15 protein-coding genes are annotated in these 17755 nt (G+C 40.9%); 1 reads left to right on the plus strand and 14 read right to left on the minus strand.

Features of this window, described 5'->3' with window-relative positions; all coding sequences use genetic code 11:
• Positions 1-8 precede the first annotated feature (8 nt).
• From R8925_RS04120 to R8925_RS04135, 4 genes are all read right to left on the minus strand, one after another.
• On the minus strand, positions 9-1502 hold the full coding sequence (locus R8925_RS04120; RefSeq protein ID WP_430534653.1) for a HAMP domain-containing sensor histidine kinase: 1494 nt from the start codon (positions 1500-1502) through the stop codon (positions 9-11).
• Positions 1499-2182, minus strand: a complete 684-nt coding sequence (locus R8925_RS04125) for a response regulator transcription factor (protein WP_036069623.1) — start codon at positions 2180-2182, stop codon at positions 1499-1501. The genes R8925_RS04120 and R8925_RS04125 overlap by 4 nt, the downstream gene beginning before the upstream one ends.
• A gap of 233 nt (positions 2183-2415) precedes the next feature.
• Positions 2416-3834: an NADP-dependent phosphogluconate dehydrogenase gene (gndA, locus tag R8925_RS04130; RefSeq protein ID WP_133620247.1), complete on the minus strand. Its 1419-nt coding sequence runs from the start codon at positions 3832-3834 to the stop codon at positions 2416-2418.
• A gap of 130 nt (positions 3835-3964) precedes the next feature.
• A complete protein-coding gene (locus tag R8925_RS04135; RefSeq protein WP_430534654.1) occupies positions 3965-5050 on the minus strand; it encodes a M20/M25/M40 family metallo-hydrolase in 1086 nt (361 codons plus the stop codon).
• A gap of 127 nt (positions 5051-5177) precedes the next feature.
• Here R8925_RS04135 and prli42 point away from each other — a divergent pair, with 127 nt between their 5' ends.
• The gene (gene prli42, locus R8925_RS04140) at positions 5178-5273 is read left to right on the plus strand and encodes a stressosome-associated protein Prli42 (RefSeq protein WP_430534655.1); all 96 of its coding nucleotides are present in this window, start codon (positions 5178-5180) and stop codon (positions 5271-5273) included.
• Positions 5274-5589: 316 nt separating this feature from the next.
• On the opposite strand, the gene R8925_RS04145 is transcribed toward prli42, so the two are convergent.
• The 10 genes from R8925_RS04145 to dxs form a co-directional block, all read right to left on the minus strand.
• Positions 5590-6855, minus strand: coding sequence for a dihydrolipoamide acetyltransferase family protein (locus R8925_RS04145; RefSeq protein ID WP_430534656.1), 1266 nt, complete (start codon positions 6853-6855; stop codon positions 5590-5592).
• Positions 6856-6869: 14 nt separating this feature from the next.
• Positions 6870-7853 carry an alpha-ketoacid dehydrogenase subunit beta gene (locus R8925_RS04150; RefSeq protein ID WP_430534657.1) on the minus strand — a complete coding sequence of 328 codons (984 nt, stop codon included), beginning with the start codon at positions 7851-7853 and terminating at the stop codon, positions 6870-6872.
• 55 nt (positions 7854-7908) lie between these two features.
• Positions 7909-8895 (minus strand): thiamine pyrophosphate-dependent dehydrogenase E1 component subunit alpha, encoded by a 987-nt coding sequence (locus tag R8925_RS04155; protein WP_430534658.1) that lies wholly within the window; start codon positions 8893-8895, stop codon positions 7909-7911.
• Positions 8896-8917: 22 nt separating this feature from the next.
• Positions 8918-10342, minus strand: coding sequence for a dihydrolipoyl dehydrogenase (lpdA, locus tag R8925_RS04160; RefSeq protein WP_430534659.1), 1425 nt, complete (start codon positions 10340-10342; stop codon positions 8918-8920).
• 2 nt (positions 10343-10344) lie between these two features.
• The gene (buk, locus tag R8925_RS04165) at positions 10345-11418 is read right to left on the minus strand and encodes a butyrate kinase (protein WP_430534660.1); all 1074 of its coding nucleotides are present in this window, start codon (positions 11416-11418) and stop codon (positions 10345-10347) included.
• Between the two features lie 118 nt (positions 11419-11536).
• Positions 11537-12412 carry a phosphate acyltransferase gene (locus tag R8925_RS04170; RefSeq protein ID WP_430534661.1) on the minus strand — a complete coding sequence of 292 codons (876 nt, stop codon included), beginning with the start codon at positions 12410-12412 and terminating at the stop codon, positions 11537-11539.
• Positions 12413-12560: 148 nt separating this feature from the next.
• Positions 12561-14258, minus strand: a complete 1698-nt coding sequence (recN, locus tag R8925_RS04175) for a DNA repair protein RecN (protein WP_430534662.1) — start codon at positions 14256-14258, stop codon at positions 12561-12563.
• A 16-nt stretch (positions 14259-14274) separates the two neighbouring features.
• A complete protein-coding gene (gene ahrC / locus R8925_RS04180) occupies positions 14275-14724 on the minus strand; it encodes a transcriptional regulator AhrC/ArgR (RefSeq protein WP_036069612.1) in 450 nt (149 codons plus the stop codon).
• A gap of 196 nt (positions 14725-14920) precedes the next feature.
• A complete protein-coding gene (locus R8925_RS04185; protein WP_430534663.1) occupies positions 14921-15736 on the minus strand; it encodes a TlyA family RNA methyltransferase in 816 nt (271 codons plus the stop codon).
• 2 nt (positions 15737-15738) lie between these two features.
• Positions 15739-17685, minus strand: a complete 1947-nt coding sequence (dxs, locus tag R8925_RS04190) for a 1-deoxy-D-xylulose-5-phosphate synthase (protein WP_430534664.1) — start codon at positions 17683-17685, stop codon at positions 15739-15741.
• Positions 17686-17755: the final 70 nt, after the last annotated feature.

The following is a 17755-nucleotide window of genomic DNA, read 5'->3' on the forward strand; positions in this document are numbered from 1 at the left end:
GTCTTTTTCTACTCATCTTTTTCTGGTTCTTCTTTTTGCTCGATTAGCGGCAGAGAAATTGTGATGGTTGTACTAATGCTATCCTCACTTTCCGCTTGGATCGTACCTAGATAACCGCTGACAAGTTCTTTAGCAATTGCAAGGCCAAGTCCATTTCCGCCAACTTCACGACTACGTGCTTTATCGACACGATAGAAACGGTTGAAAATCTTGTCAATCTCATCTGGAGAAATCCCAACACCATAATCTTTTATGGACACTTTAATTTGATCCGCTTCTTTATAGATGTGTATATCGACTTGTTTACCATCGCCAGAGTACTTCACAGCATTATCTGCAATGATAATTAAAATCTGCTCTAAATGATTGTGCTGAATCATCGCGTGGAGATTCTTATTATCCTCTGTCAATGTAAATGCGAAGTCTTCATACATGACTTCAAAATTGCGTCTTACCTGCTCTACAACATCATTCACACAAACAAGCTGAAGTTCTTTTGTCTGTGAAATCTGCTCAGCTCTCGATAAATCTAGCATTTCTTGCACTAATTTTTTCATGCGTTCTAATTCTGTCAGCGAGGCATTGAGCGATTCATCTAAGACATCTGGATCACTTTTGCCCCAACGGTTTAGTAGCTTGAGGTGTCCTTCCATAATCTGCACTGGTGTTCTTAGCTCATGAGAAGCATCCTCCACAAACTGTTTCTGTTGTTCAAAACTACGTTCGATTTGCGTCATCATATCATTGAAAACGAGCGTTAATTCGCCGATTTCATCTTTTGTGATAACAGTGGGCTCGATTCGTTTTTGGAAGCCATTGTTTCGAATGTCATTCATTGTTTTGGCCATTTTTGTTAGTGGATTTAAAAAGTTCTGAGCTAGTAAGTAGCCAAGCATACCGCTAATGAACAAAGCTACAGCGCCGAGTAAGAACATCGTTGCTAGTAATTTACCCATCATGCTGTTGTACGATGTCATTGGATTTACAACTTGGATATAACCGATTATTGTCGCATTATCCTGGCTGCTCGTAATTGGCATCTCATACATGACCATTTGCTGACCTTTCACGGTGGGTTTAGATATCGTACCAGTTGGTTGTTTCACCAAATAGCTACTATAATCATATTTGGCATACGCATTATCGTTATATCGCCCAGCTGTGTATTGCTCAATCAATTTTCCATCTTTATCGTAAAACACCAGAACTTGATCTTCTAGGCGCGATCGTAGCTCTAAATTTTGAGTTACAACAGGTCCGATATTTGTGCTCGTAATATTACTTGCTGAGTTAGTTAAACCAGCGTTACTAATCGCAACTGATGCTGCTAATGCTGCTGATTTCACTGTCGAGTCTTTTTCATCTAAAAGCATACTACCAATACCTTGATAAATGGCAAAAGAAAAGAGAAAGAAAGTTAAAAAGATAGCAGCACTTGCTCCGAAAGTCCATTTAAATTTCAGAGAGCGGCTTTTTAAAGAAAATGTGTTTGGTGTTGTCATGTACGCATCACATATCCCGTGCCGCGCACTGTCTGGATATAGCTTTCATCGTCGTCCTTATTATCGATTTTATTGCGTAAATAGCGGACATACACGTCTACAACGTTTGTCTCTACTTCTGTTTCATAACCCCATACTTTGTTTAAAAGTACTTCACGCGTCAATACGATATTGATATTTTCCATTAAGGTTAGCAATAATTCGTATTCACGTTTGGTCAAATCGATAATATCTTCCCCGCGCTTCACGATGCGACTTTCTTTCTCAACTACGATATCACGGTATTCTAGTGTTGTTTGTTTTGTTTCATTTTCACTCGTTTCAATGCGGCGAAGTAAGGCACGAAGACGCGCCAATAGTTCTTCAATCGCGAACGGTTTTACGATATAATCATCCGCACCATGATCAAGGCCAGAAACACGGTCAATAACAGAATCACGAGCAGTAATCATAATAATCGGTGTTTCTTTAACTTGGCGAACGCGTCGACATACTTCTACACCATTTAGTTGTGGCAACATTAAATCAAGTAGGATTGCATCCCATTCTTCGGTAATCGCAAGTTCAAGTCCTGCACGCCCATCGTTAGCTACTGCTGTTTCATATCCTTCATGTTGCAATTCCAATTCTATAAAGCGAGCTAAATTTTTTTCATCTTCTACAATAAGTATTCTATTCATCAACTATCCCCACCTTCAAAAACCAGATATCTTCCTATTACTATTGTAACTAAAATCACGGCAAAAACAACTAATAACAGTCTATAAAGGGAATTTATATATGTAAATTCATAAAAGGATGCATTTTCCTATATTTTATTCTATAAAGAAGAAAAGAATGGTGACCCATCTCCATGATTAGAGATAAGTCATCATTCTTTTGGGAGCTGAACGGACCGTTTCAGCTTTTCGTTTTATTCATCAATCTCTGGCCACTCCGTGTGGTACGTTCCAGCTTTATCAACGCGTTCGTACGTATGTGCACCGAAGTAGTCGCGTTGGGCTTGGATTAGGTTCGCTGATAGTACTTCTGAACGGTAGCTATCATAATAACTAATTGCTGCAGTGAAGGTTGGTACTGGAATTCCGGCTTTGACAGATTCAGCAACAACTTCACGCAATGCGTCTTGGTAGTTATGTGCGATATCTTTAAAATACGGATCTAATAATAAATTATTTAAGTTCTTATCGTTATTGTATGCATCTGTGATTTTTTGTAGGAAACGAGCGCGAATAATACAACCAGCGCGGAAGATTTTAGCGATTTCGCCATATTGTAAATCCCATTCATATTCATCTGATGCAGCTTTCATTTGTGCAAAACCTTGTGCGTAGGATGCGATTTTACTGAAATATAGCGCACGGCGTACAGATTCTACAAAAGCTTTTTTATCACCATTGAAAGAATAATTGTTTGGACCACTTAAAACAGTGCTTGCATGAACGCGCTCGTCTTTCAATGCTGAAATGTAGCGTGCAAATACGGATTCTGTAATAAGAGAAAGCGGTACACCTAAGTCTAGTGCACTTTGGCTTGTCCACTTACCTGTCCCTTTTTGCCCTGCTTTGTCAAGAATCACATCAACAATTGGTTTCCCTGTTTCAGGATCTTTTGTTTTCACGATGTTTTTTGTGATTTGGATTAAGTAGCTGTCAAGTTCGCCGTCATTCCATTCTGTGAATACATCAGCGAGCTCATCATTTGTCAAGCCACCAATTTGTTTAAGAATTGTATAGGCTTCGGCAATCAATTGCATATCTCCATATTCAATCCCGTTATGCACCATTTTTACGTAGTGTCCAGCGCCATCAGGGCCGATATAAGTTACACAAGGCTCGCCATCCGCTACAGCTGCAATCTCTTGCAAAATTGGAGCGACTAAATCATAGGCTTTGCGTTGACCACCAGGCATAATTGAAGGACCTTTTAACGCACCTTCTTCCCCGCCAGAAACACCAGTTCCGATAAAATTAAAACCTTCTTCGCTAAGCGTTTTGTTGCGGCGAATCGTGTCTTTAAAGAACGTATTTCCACCATCGATCAAAATATCGCCTTCGCTTAGGAAAGGTTTGACTGCATCAATCATCATATCAGTCGCCGCGCCTGCTTGTACCATTAAAAGAATACGACGAGGTACTTCGATGGAGTTAACAAACTCCTCTAAATTATACGTAGGAACCAATTTTTTGTCGCTATGTGCTTCTGCGACTGTTTTCGTTTTCTCGCTAGAGCGATTAAAAATCGATACGCTATAACCGCGACTTTCAATATTTAAGGCCAAGTTGCGACCCATTACGCCCATTCCGATAACGCCAATTTCTTGTTTTGCCATTTTTCACATTCGTCCCTTCTGATTCGAGTCATTCGTTATAATGAATGCTGTCATTTTCTCAACACTCATAACTATATCAAAACTTTGGCGCTACGGCAACGAAACAAACCCGAATTTAGCGAATTTATTGTTAGTTTGCCGTAATTTTTATAATTTCTAGAATAAGTTCGGTAAGCTTATCAAGCTCTGTACTAGCTATTCGCTCGCTAGTCGTGTGCGGGTTTTCAAAACCAGCCGAAAGGACAAGGAAGGGAATCCCGCGATCATTAAACACATTGGCATCTGTTCCTCCCTCTAGTTGAAGCATTTTTGGCGTGATTTCGAGAATTTGCATAGCTTCGGAAGCTATTTTGTAAGCATGGTTTTTTTCGGGAAGGCTGAAATAATGATAGCTCATATGCGTCACATCTTGCACATCGGCCTTATATGTAACGCCAGTTTCAATGAATATTTGTTTGATTTGATCGACATATAGCAAACAGTTTTTAAGTGGATAATCCGCGGAAAATTCAGAGAGAATCGTTACTTTCTCATTTCCATTTTCTAAGATTTCACCACCAAAATGATAAACTTGCCATGCTATTCCATCTTTAAATGCCAAGTTTTTGTGGATTTTTTTCATCGCATCACGTGCAATTTGAATGGCTGATTTTTCGTGGGTCATTGCGACTTCAATCCAAAAATCGAGTTGCAAATGGGTTTTACTCGTACGAATTATGCCCCCGACCGGTCCTGGGGCATCGAGACAGTAGCCGAATGTGGCATCGACAAGGTCGAGATCGAATAATTTAGCACCAATTAATCCCTCTTCTTCTTTGGTAGTGAAAATAAATTCCACTTGACCATGTGGTTCAGCATTTTTTGAGAGATACTTAGCAGCTGCTAGCATAGCGGCAACCCCGGCTTTGTCATCTGCTCCTAAAAGAGCGCGGTTCGCTGTTTCGATATAGCCGTTTGTAATGATTACTTCTGGTGAATCGACTGATGTAGCTGTATCTAAGTGAGCTGAGAAGGCAATGACCGGAGCTTTTTCTAACTCTTGGTTTGTTGCTGGTAAGGTTGCAACGAGTCCAGCTTGCTGCTTGCTTATCTTCACTTCTACGCCGATTTCTTTGAAAAAGGTTTGGATATGTGCCATGATTTCCTGTTCTTGGCCGGATTTTGACGGAATCGCAACCAACTCTAGAAAAAGGTCTTGTACATGAGCTTGCGTCATTCTATTCACCTCCGTCAGTTTCCTTGAAAAATATTAGCTAAATCCTACTAATTTCACTTGAAATTCTCACATAAAGTAAGTATGATAAAGATAACATGATTTTATTTGGAAGGAGTCATCTTATTTTATGTCTAACAAAAAAGTTGCTAGAGTTATCGTTATTCTGATGCTTATTGCAATCGTAGCCTCTTCTGTTTTAACTGGGGTTTTGATGTTCCTATAATATATGATTGAATATGTGTTTGGAAACCACATTTAGATGTGGTTTTTTTATTTTTCTCGACGGCTATGCTCTGGGCGATGAAGAAGCTTTTAAGGATTAACCGTTCGCTTTGCTCTCGCTTATATTGGGGTTGTAATTCATTTTGTTCATAGCGACCCCAACAACAAAAAAGAGCGATAGCGTATTTAAACGTACCACTCAAGACATCTAGGGAGTTTAGGGGTATGGATCTAGATGTATTATCTTATACCCGCTGGAAATTTTGTTAAACATTGGGTATTTTAGTTTGTTTCCCCCTATTCTCACCTATTTATTTTCAGTAGATTGGTGTATTGGCTTTTGTTATGGTTTCAATATTTTCTTTCACTTTGCTAAGGAATCTACCAGCTACTAGGCCATCCAAAATGCGATGGTCGATTGATAAACAGAGATTTACCATGTTACGAATCGCAATCATATCGTCAATGACAACTGGACGCTTGACGATGGATTCTACTTGTAAAATAGCAGCTTGTGGATGATTGATAATTCCCATGGATTGCACGGAACCAAATGATCCAGTACTATTGACAGTAAATGTACCGCCTGACATGTCATCTTGTGTCAGTTTTCCAGTGCGTGCTTTTGCTGCTAGTTCAGTGATTTCGCGAGCTATCCCTTTAATTGATTTCTCATCAGCGTTTTTGATAACTGGTACAAAAAGGTGATTATCGGTTGCAACGGCGATGGAAATATTGATATCTGCACGTTCAATGATTGTATCACCAGCCCATGTGCTGTTTAAAATTGGATATTCTTTCAAAGCCTGTGCGACTGCTTTCACGAAAAATGCGAAATAAGTCAGTGAGTAGCCTTCTTCAGCTTTAAATTTATTTTTAAGTGCATCCCGGTGGCGTACTAAACCTGTGGCATCTGCTTCTACCATCATCCAAGCATGCGGAATTTCGTGTTTGCTCGATACCATATGTTTGGCAATGGCTTTTCTGATACCATCTACTGGAATTTCACGATCACCGTTTCTACTTGTTGGCATTGGCGTAATAGATTGTTGTTTAGGGGCAACTTTCGGCTCTGTTGGCAGTGATTTAGGCTCGATTGGTGCTCCATTTTCTACGTAAGCAAGAACGTCTTTTCGTGTAATTCGTCCATCTCTTCCTGTACCACTAACATTGCTTAAATCAATACTATGTTCTGCTGCTAGTGTTAAAACAGCTGGTGAAAATCGACCTGTCGCCGGGCTTTGTTTAGTAGTAACTTTTTTCGGTGCATTTAGGGTTGGCTCTGATTTGGTTGTTTCAACTGTTGCTGTAGCTTCTTGGGGCTCTGCATCGCCTGCTCCTGCTTCTGTCTCTAAAATACAAATAACGGCGCCCACATCAAGCGTTTCATCTTCTTGTGCAATCAATTCTTTAATTGTTCCAGTAAAGGATGACGGAATTTCGGCAGTCACTTTATCAGTCAGTACCTCTGCTAAGGCATCATATTTATTTACGTGATCTCCAGGCGCGACTAACCATTGGCTAATTGTCCCCTCTGTTACGCTTTCACCAAGCTGTGGCATTGTAATTTTTTCAAGTGCCATGTTTTTTCACTCCTTTAAAATTCCGCTAAATCACGCATCGCTTTTTCTACTTTATCAGGGTTAATCATGAAATATTTCTCCATTGTTGGAGCAAAAGGCATTGCAGGTGTGTCTGGCCCAGCTAAGCGCTTGATTGGTGCATCTAAATCGAATAAGCAGTGCTCTGCAATCGTTGCTGCGACTTCACCGATAATGCTTCCTTCTTTATTATCTTCTGTAACGAGGAGTACTTTACCGGTTTTCTTGGCTGCTTCGATAATCGCCTCTTTATCTAAAGGATAAATTGTTCTTAAATCTAAAATTTCAGCTTCAATGCCGTCGCTCGCCAATTTTTCAGCGGCTTGTTGGGCAAAGTGAACAGCTAGTCCGTACGTGATAACTGTCAAATCATCACCTTCGCGAACTATGTTTGCCTTTCCAATCGGTACAGTGTAATCTGTTTCAGGCACTTCCCCTTTAATAAGACGGTATGCGCGTTTATGCTCTAAAAATAAAACGGGGTCATTATCGCGAATTGCCGCTTTTAAAAGTCCTTTTGCATCATAAGGGCTTGATGGCATCACAATTTTTAGACCGGGTTGTCCTGAGAAAACTTTTTCGATTGACTGTGAGTGGTAAAGGGCACCATGTACGCCACCACCATAAGGCGCACGAAAAACGATCGGACAACTCCAATCATTATTGGAACGGTAGCGAATTCGTGATGCTTCGGAAATAATTTGATTTACAGCGGGCATAATAAAATCAGCGAATTGCATTTCTGCAACTGGACGCATACCGTACATCGCCGCACCAATTCCGACACCAGCAATTGCGGATTCAGCTAATGGTGTATCTAAAACACGGCTCTCGCCAAATTGGTCATAAAGTCCAGCAGTAGCTTTAAATACACCGCCTTTTTTTCCGACATCTTCTCCTAAAATAAATACATTCTCGTCGCGCTCCAGCTCTTCACGAAGCGCAGCCGTAATGGCATCAATATATGAAATGACAGGCATTTTTATTCCTCCTAATTCGAAAGGGCCAATCGTTGCCCTAACGTAAATAAACCTCTTATTGTTCTTCGTAAACGTGTAGTAGCGCGGATTCAGGATCTGCATAACTTGCAGCTTCTGCATAGTCGGTGGCTTCATTGACTTGTGCCATTACTTCTTTTTCGAAAGCCTCTTTTTTTGCATCATCCAGTAATCCGAGCTCTTCTAATTCTTTCATGTAGATAAGGAGCGGATCACGTTCTTTCGCTTTGTTTACTTCTTCTAGTGTCCGGTAACTTCTGTCATCATCGTCTGAGGAATGAGGTGTAAAGCGGTATGTCATCGTTTCAATCAACGTAGGACCTTCTCCGCGCCGTGCACGATCAGCAGCTTCCTTAAAGGCTAAATAAACTTCTGTCATATTTGTTCCATCAACACGAACCCCAGGAATTCCATAACCAAGTGCGCGATCAGAAAGTTTTTCAGCTGCATATTGTTTCTCTACTGGAACAGAAATCGCATATTGGTTATTATGAATCACGAAAACAACGGGTAATTTATGGACACTTGCAAAGTTGATACCTTCGTGGAAATCACCTTGGTTGGAAGAGCCTTCACCGGTTGATGCGTAAGCCACGATTGGATCTTTTTTCATTTTAGCTGCGAGTCCGATTCCCGCTGCATGGGGAAATTGAGTTGTTACTGGCGAACTTTGTGTTACGATTCGGTTCGATTTTTGACCGAAATGGGCGGGCATTTGACGTCCACCAGAGTTTGGGTCTTCTGCTTTTGCAAAGGCGCTGAGCATGATATCGCGCGCCGTCATGCCGAATGATAGGACAACAGCCAAGTCGCGATAATAAGGCAAACAATAATCTTTCTCTAAATCAAATGCAAAAGCAGCACCAATTTGAGCGATTTCCTGTCCTTGTCCTGATATTGTGAACGGTATTTTCCCAGAGCGATTGAGTAGCCATAAACGCTCATCAATCCGTCTAGTTAACAGTAATTTTTGGTACATTTCTAATAAGGTTTCATCTGATAAACCTGTTTCTTTTAATCCCATTTTCAAATTTCCTCCTTATTTGTTATCCATGAATTGCTAGGCCGTCCACTGCTAGCGCGGCCTCGCCAAATGCTTCTGCAAGTGTTGGATGTGGGTGAATCGTACTGCCAATTTCAAATGGTGTCGCATCTAATACGTGTGCTAGTGCGGCTTCGGAAATCATATCTGTAACGTGTGGTCCAATCATGAAAACGCCTAGCAAGTCGTTTGTTTTCTTATCCGCTACTACTTTGATAAAGCCTTCTGACTCACCATATACAAGCGCTTTTCCAATGCCTCGGAAGAAAAATTTTCCGGTTTTCACTTCAAAACCTTGTTCTTTTGCTTGTTCTTCTGTAATACCAACGCTTGCAATTTCTGGTGATGTATACGTACAGCGAGGCACATGGTTGTAATTAATTGCAGATTGCGGATGGCCACTAATATCTTCTGCTGCAATAATTCCCTCTTCCATCGCAACATGAGCTAGTTGCATGCCACCAATACAATCTCCAACCGCATAGATATGACTTTCTTTCGTTTGGAAATTACTTGCGACTTGGATAACGCCGTTTTCGATAATGATATCCGTGTTCTCTAAACCGATATTATTGATGTTTGCATTCCTACCTACAGAAACAAATATTTTAGAAGCTGTGAAAGTTTGTTGGGTTCCTTTGACAAGCGCAGATATCTCTACGCCATTCGCTGTTTTTTTGTACGTATCTGCTTGGACCTCAGCGCTCGTTATGATATTTATCTTTTTCTTTTTGTATAGTCGGTGTAATTCTTTTGAGATATCTTTATCTTCGGTTGGCAAAATACGATCACTATATTCGATAACGGTAACTTCTACACCAAAATCATGTAACATCGAAGCCCATTCCATTCCTATAACACCGCCACCAACGATGATAATAGACTCTGGTAGTGATTCTAATTGCAAAGCTCCATCAGAGGATAGCACGAACTCTTCATCAAATGCTAAACCTTTAAGCGCTCGAGGCTTTGATCCAGTCGCGATAATCAAGTTTTTCGGGATAAGCATCTCATTTTCACTGCCATCTGCAAATTCTACAGAAATTGTTCCTGCGGTCGGTGAGAAAATGGATGGGCCAAGAATCGTGCCCTTACCTTCAAATAAATCAATCTTGCCTTTTTTGAAAAGCTGCTGAATACCGCTTTCCAACTGGTCAACGATACTTTGCTTGCGTTCTTGTGCTTTTATAAAGCTAAAAGTTGGTTCAGGAGTTTCGATGCCAAATTCCGCTGCTTTTCTTACCGTCTGTAATACCTCAGCCGAACGTAGTAGCGCTTTGCTTGGGATGCAACCACGATGCAAACAAGTGCCACCAAGTTTATCTTGTTCGACAACGGCTACTGTTAATCCTTTTTGTGCGGAGCGAATCGCGGCAACGTAACCACCCGTCCCACCTCCCAATACTACTACATCATACTCTTTTGCCATTTCTATTCCTCCCCTTGGTAAATTTTTGCTTTTTCTACTCCTTGTAAAATTCGTTGTGCTCCTTTGTTAAGAGCGGCCATTTCGTCCTCGCCAGGCTCCGTCATAACCGGTGCTATCCAGTGAATATATTGGCTGATTTCTTTGATAAACGTGCTACTTCTTGCTAAACCACCAGTTAACACAATCGCGTCTATCTGACCTTTTAGAACGGCAGCATGTGAACCGATTTCTTTTGCCACTTGATAGGCCATCGCTCTAAATAGTTCTAGTGCCTCTTTGTCACCATCTTGTATTTGTCTTTCGATGTCGCGCAAATCATTTGTTCCTTTATAAGAAACGAGACCACCACGACCGACAATTTCGTTATGTAAGCTTGCTTTTGTGATTTCTCCCGAAAATGCCCAATCAAGAAAACTAGCCATTGGGAGTGAACCTGATCGTTCGGGGCTCATTGGGCCGTCACCATCTAGCGCATTGTTGACATCGATGACACGTCCCAGTTGATGAGAACCTACTGAGATGCCACCACCAAGATGTGCCACGATAAAGTTCGATTCTTCATACAGCTTGTTGAGCTTATTCGCGACATTTCGAGCCACTGCTTTATGATTCAACGCATGAAAAATACTTTGCCGCTCGATATGGGCGTTTCCAGAAATTCGTGCAACAGGCTCTAATTCATCGACAACAACTGGATCTACGATATACGCAGCAATACCATAGTCATCCGCGATTTTTCGAGCGAGCAATCCACCTAAATTTGAAGCGTGCTGGCCAGAGATACCAATCTCTAAATCCCGTTCCATTGCTTCATTCACACTATATGTTCCACCAGCCATTGGTCGTAAAAGCCCACCACGGCCAACAACCGCCGCTAGTTCTGTAACGCCTATTTTTGCAATTGTTTCTTTGATGAGTGTATAGCGAAACTCAAATTGTGCCATCACACTTTCAAATTGCGCAATTATCTCCCTCGGATGTGATATTTCTTCTGCTAAAATCGCAGTCTCATCTCGAAATAAAGCGACCTTTGTCGATGTTGAGCCTGGATTAATTGCTAAAACCAGAAATGCCATGTTTTTACCCCCATGTGAATCATGATATCCTTCTCTGATCTATTGTAACATGGCCTTATCACAAACTTAAAAAGCTTTGCACCCCAGTGCTTGAAATCGTTTTATTCAAAGTTTTGTATCATTTTCCGATCATTCCAACAGTTAGCATTAATGAAGCAAGTTTATTATCAGCTGAATCGCTTCTAGATGCTATTATAATGGGGACTTTTACACCCGCAATAATACCGCCAACTCTAGCCTCTGCAAAGTAAACGAGCGATTTATATAAAATATTGCCCGCTTCAATTGATGGTACAATCAAAATATCTGCATCTCCAGCTACATCATTGACGATGTTTTTGTGTAACGCAGCTGTTTTGGAAATAGCATTGTCAAACGCGAGCGGTCCTTCAACGGATGCACCGCTGTCAGGAAATGCTTTGAAATAAGCTGTAACTTGGGCTGCTTGCACAGAAGATTGCATTTTAGGGTTTTCTTTTTCCACAGCGCTCAATATCGCAACTTTTGGTTTTTCGATGCCAAGTTTGCGTGCTACTTCAATGGCATTATGTGTAATTTGAATTTGTTCTTTTTCGGTTGGAGCAATGTTCATCGCCACATCTGAAACGATTAATGGTTTGCCATATGCAGGAATTTCAAATACAGAAACGTGTGATAATAAGTCCTTCTCTCGCAACTGATATTCGCGCTTTAATACCGTTTTTAAAATAAGTGCTGTTGGCAAGTTTCCCTTCATGAGCACATCAGCTTCTTTATTTACTACAGCCTCAGCCGCTTTTTCAGCTGCTTCTTGTTCAGTTTTTGTCGCGATAATTCGAATGTTCGGCGACTGTAAGGGGATTAATTCCGCGCGGCCAAATAATAAGAAATCAGCAATGCCAAGTGCTAGTGCTTGTTCTACTACGTCTAAAATAACCGAATCATCGGCACCAGCGATTGCAACGGTAAACTTTTCCCGAGGTTTTGCCGGATTGAATATAGATTTTTTTGTCATAAAAAGCCTCCTAATTTGCGATTTTTCACAGAAAAAAACCTACATCTCAAATTAGTAGTTGTTTTTATGACCAGGTAATAAAAAATACTACTTCATCATTGTAAGCAAATTTCTTTTGAGATGCAAGCTATTTAATTCATTTTTTAGATTATACCTGCTTTTGCGATTTGATTTTCATTGCTTGTGTCAGCATTTCATTGGCATGTTGTTTTGTCACATCGGTTACTTCAATACCAGCAATCATGCGACTAATTTCCTCGATTTTTTCATCACCAGAAAGCGGTGTAACGGATGTGACCGTTCGTTTTCCGGTTGTTGCTTTGGAAATGTAGAAATGGTTATCAGCCATTGCGGCAACTTGCGGTAAGTGAGAAATACAGAGTACTTGTGAACCAATCGCCACAGCATATATTTTCTCAGCAATTGCTTGGGCTACACGTCCACTAACTCCTGTATCAACCTCATCGAAAATAATCGAAGTAATGCCTTGATGGCGTGAAAAAATGGTTTTAAGTGCCAGCATCATACGCGAAAGCTCCCCGCCAGATGCCACCTTTGAGAGTGCTTTTAGCGGTTCGCCTGGGTTAGTACTCATATAAAATGCGACTTTGTCAACACCGTTTTCTGTGAATTCGCTTGTTTGTGTCGTGAAATTGACTTGGAAAATCGCCTTTTCCATATATAGTTGGTTTAGTTCACTTTTGATTTGTTTTCCTAGTCGAATGGCTGCTTTTTGACGAATTGCAGTCAATTTGGAAGCAAGTATGCCAAGCTTATCTTTCGCACTTTTCAAATCTTGCTCGAGTTGACCTAAATGAGTTTCTCGATCCGATAACTCCAGAATTTCCTGATCAATTTCCTCATTGTACTGAATAATCGCTTCAACCGTCTTGCCATATTTTCGTTTTAATTGGCTTAATTCATTAAGTCGCGTCTCGATTGTATCTAATTCATCTGGCTGAAATTCTAGATTGTCTAACTCTTGCCTAATTTGCATTGCGCTTTCTTCAAGTAAATAAAAACTAGATGCCACGGATTCACTAAGCGATTTATATTCTGGTAAAATATCGCTTGCCGTTGCCACGTAGCGCATTGCTTCTGAGATGAATTCTAGGCCACGCTCTTCACCTTGAAGCGCCGCATAAGCACTCTGCAGATTCTCGTTAATCTTCTCAAAATTTGCAAGTACATGCTTCTGCTCCATCAAGCCCTCTTCTTCGCCTAGACGCAGATTAGCACTTGTTATTTCATCTTGCTGAAAACGAAGCATATCGAGTCGCTGCGCTAGTTCCTGTTCATTTTTAGTCCAGTTCTGCCATTTTGATTTCATTTCTGTATAAGCAATGTATTCCGTTTGATAACGCGCTAAAGTTGGCTCAATATCCTTCCAAGCAAATCGATCTAGCAACTGTAAATGAAACTCATCATTCATTAATTCCTGATGCTCGTGTTGGCTGTGGATATCAATAAGTCGCGAACCAATTTCACGCAAAACGACCGTCGTCGCCAGTTTTCCGTTAATTCGGCACGTATTTTTTCCACTTTGAAAAAGAATGCGTTCCAGAACAACCATGCCGTCACTTGCATCGATACCATTATGTTCAAGCGCTTCAAGACAGCCTTTATTTTGTGAATTAACCGTAAATAGGCCTTGAATTTCCAGCTTGTCTTCTCCGTGTCTAATAAAATCAACGGAACCTCTGCCACCAACAAGAAGACCGAGCGCATCAATAATAATCGATTTCCCCGCGCCGGTCTCCCCAGTTAGAACAGTCATACCTTCTTGAAAAGATAGATTTAAAGATTCGATGATAGCAAAATTTCTAATTGTTAGTTCTTGTAACAAATCTGTTCACCTCAATTTAGAGCATCTCAATCAAGCGCTCGGATAATACTTTCGCGTCGGATTCACTTCGGCAAATAATTAAGCAGGTATCATCTCCGCACAAAGAGCCAACTTTTTCTTCCCAGTTCAAATTATCAATCAATGCTCCGATAGCATTGGCATTGCCCGGCATTACTTTTAAAATAAGCATGAACTGCACAGTTTCAACACTAATAAAAGCATCTACAAGTGATCGTTTCAACTTCTGATGCGGATTGAAGCGATTATCGGCAGGAAGGCTGTACTTATAGTTGCCAGTTTGCGTTGGGACCTTCACGAGATGTAACTCTTTAATATCGCGGGAAATAGTGGCTTGGGTGACTTTGACATCTCTTTTTAGTAATAACTCAACAAGATCTTCTTGCGTCTCAATTTCATTTGACGTTACGAGTTCTCTAATAATAATATGACGATGACCTTTATTCATAATCTCTCACCTCACGAACTTTTTTCTCTCTTACATCTTAGCCCAAAACGAGCGTAAAGTCACGGATTTAACTTGAAAAATGTTTCTAAAAAGTCGTATGCATGTGAAAAAGGCCAAATAAGGGGATAAAAATACATAAAAGTGGCTTGAAATATAAAAACCGAGCTATCTTAACAAGACAGTTCGGCATGTATAATTATTCTAATTTCGTATGTGCTTTTGTCACAATCTCCGCTAAACCAGTCGCAGATAAATGATTTTCCGCTTTGTTATCCCATTTAAGATGTGCGATAAACTCAATGTTTCCTTCGCCACCAGTAATTGGAGAAAAATCTACCGCTAATACAGAATAACCTTCTGTTACCGCAAAATTCGTGATTTTCTCCAATACTTCCAAATGTATTTTCGGGTCACGGATAATTCCTTTTTTACCGACTTGTTCTTTACCTGCTTCAAATTGTGGCTTTATCAAAGTCATCACTTCGCCATCACTGACTAACACTGTTTTCAAGACCGGTAAAATTAACTGTAACGAAATGAACGAAACGTCAATTGTTGCGAAATCCGCTAAACCTTGCTCAAAATCAGCTGGGGTTACATATCTAAAATTCGTGCGTTCCATCACGGTAACACGAGCATCGTTGCGCAATTTCCAAGCGAGCTGGTTGTAACCGACATCAAGTGCATAGGAATGTTTAGCACCGTTTTGTAATGCACAATCCGTAAATCCGCCTGTTGAAGAGCCGATATCGAGCAGCAATTTATCTTTCACATCTAAATCAAATACTTCGAGCGCCTTCTCAAGCTTCAGGCCACCACGGCTTACATATGGCATCACTTTTCCCTTCACTTGAAATACCGATTCTAGAGGGAATTTCTCACCAGGTTTATCCACGCGTTCTTCTTTTAAATAGACCAAGCCAGCCATCACGGACCGCTTCGCTTTTTCGCGTGTTTCAAATAAACCTTGCTCTACTAATAATACATCTACACGTTCTTTTTTTATCGCCATCTCTACGCCCTTATCTGCTTTTCTGGTAATATTTTTTGAATCGTATTTAAAATGCCAAGCGTTGAAATTCCATGCTCTGCCAAAATCATCTCCACAGAGCCATGACTAATAAAAGTATCCGGAAGCCCGATTCGGCGAATAATTGCCTGATCATAGCCATGTTCCTCTGCAAACTCAAGCACCGCTGTACCAAACCCGCCTTTTAAAAGTGACTCCTCAACAGTAATAATTGGAATTTCTCGTTTCATCAAATCGTGAAGCATCGCCTTGTCTAGCGGCTTAATGAAGCGTGCATTGATAACACCAGCTTGGATTCCTTGACGCTTTAATTCCATTACTGCTTCTACGGCCATTGGAATTGTTGTTCCAAACGTGACAATTGCCACATCAACCGGAGTACTAAGCGTTTCCCACGAACCAATTGGCACAGCTTTCATTTCGGCATCAATATTAACGCCAAGCCCATTTCCGCGAGGATAACGAATTGCAATTGGTCCAGCATCGTAGTCGTACGCCGTCTTTACAAGATGTCTTGCCTCATTCTCATCTTTTGGCATCATAATTGTCATATTCGGAATACCACGCAAGAAGCCAAGATCAAAAATTCCCTGATGCGTCTCACCATCAGCACCAACCAAACCGGCACGATCAATGCCAATCATTACATTCAGTTCTTGTCTACAAATATCATGAACGACTTGATCATAAGCGCGTTGCAAAAACGTCGAATAAATGGCTAAAAAAGGTTTCATATGAAGTGCAGCAAGTCCAGCTGCCATTGTTGTTGCGTGCTGCTCAGCAATCCCAACATCAAAAAAGCGATCTGGAAAAGCTGTAGCGAATTTTTCTAATTTTGAGCCTACAGGCATCGCTGGCGTTATAGCGACCACACGTTCATCTGTTTGTGCAAGTTCCAGTACTGCTTCGCTAATCACAGCGCTCCAAGCAGGAGGGCCACCAACAGGCTTGATGAAATCACCTGTCTCAATCTTGTAAGGGCCAGTTCCGTGCCAATTGCCGATACGATCAGATTCCGCAGGTTGATACCCTTTTCCTTTCGTCGTTACAACATGCATCAAAACAGGGCCTTTAACCTTTTTAGCAAATTCCATATTTGTAATTAAATCATTGTAATCGTGACCATTCACGGGACCGAGATACGTATAGCCCATTTCTTCAAAAAAAGTACCTTGAACGAGTAGATATTTAATACTATCTTTAATCCGCTCTGCAGCACCAGCAATTTTATCACCAGCTGTTGGGATTTTTTTCATTGCGGCTTCAATATCTTTTTTAGCTCGTTTAAATTTGCCAGATGTGCGCAGTTTTCCTAAAACATTATGCATCGCTCCAACATTAGGTGCAATCGACATATTGTTGTCATTTAAAACCACGATTACGTTCTTTCTCATATCGCCAATATGATTTAAAGCTTCAAGTGCCATACCGCCAGTTAGCGCTCCATCGCCAATAATCGGCAAAACGTGGTATTTCTCTTTGCGAATATCTCGTGCAATCGCCATTCCAGCAGCTGCAGATAACGAAGTAGAACTATGACCAGTCTCCCAAACATCATGTTCGGATTCTTTACGTTTTGGAAAACCATCTAATCCATCATGTTGCCGTAATGTATCGAATCTATTTGCTCTACCAGTTAAAATCTTGTGTACGTAGGTTTGGTGCCCGACATCCCATAAAAACTTATCTTCTGGGCTATTAAAACAATGGTGTAGTGCTATTGTAAGCTCCACAACACCAAGGTTCGGTCCAATATGTCCGCCCGTTTTGGAAGTCGATTGAATTAGGAACTCGCGAATATCCGCACTGAGCGCTTCCATCTGCGCCACGTCCAGGTCTTTTACGAACGCAGGATCCTTAATTTCCAATAAATCCAAACAAAACAACTCACTTTCTAGGATTTCTCCATCAATATCAGTTGGTTCACGCATGCTCACGCTACCATAAATGTTGCCATTGGTCTCATTATAAACCAGTTTCGCGGATTTTACTATAGAAATG

This window comes from Listeria rocourtiae subsp. hofi (assembly GCF_963575615.1).
GTDB lineage: Bacteria > Bacillota > Bacilli > Lactobacillales > Listeriaceae > Listeria_A > Listeria_A hofi.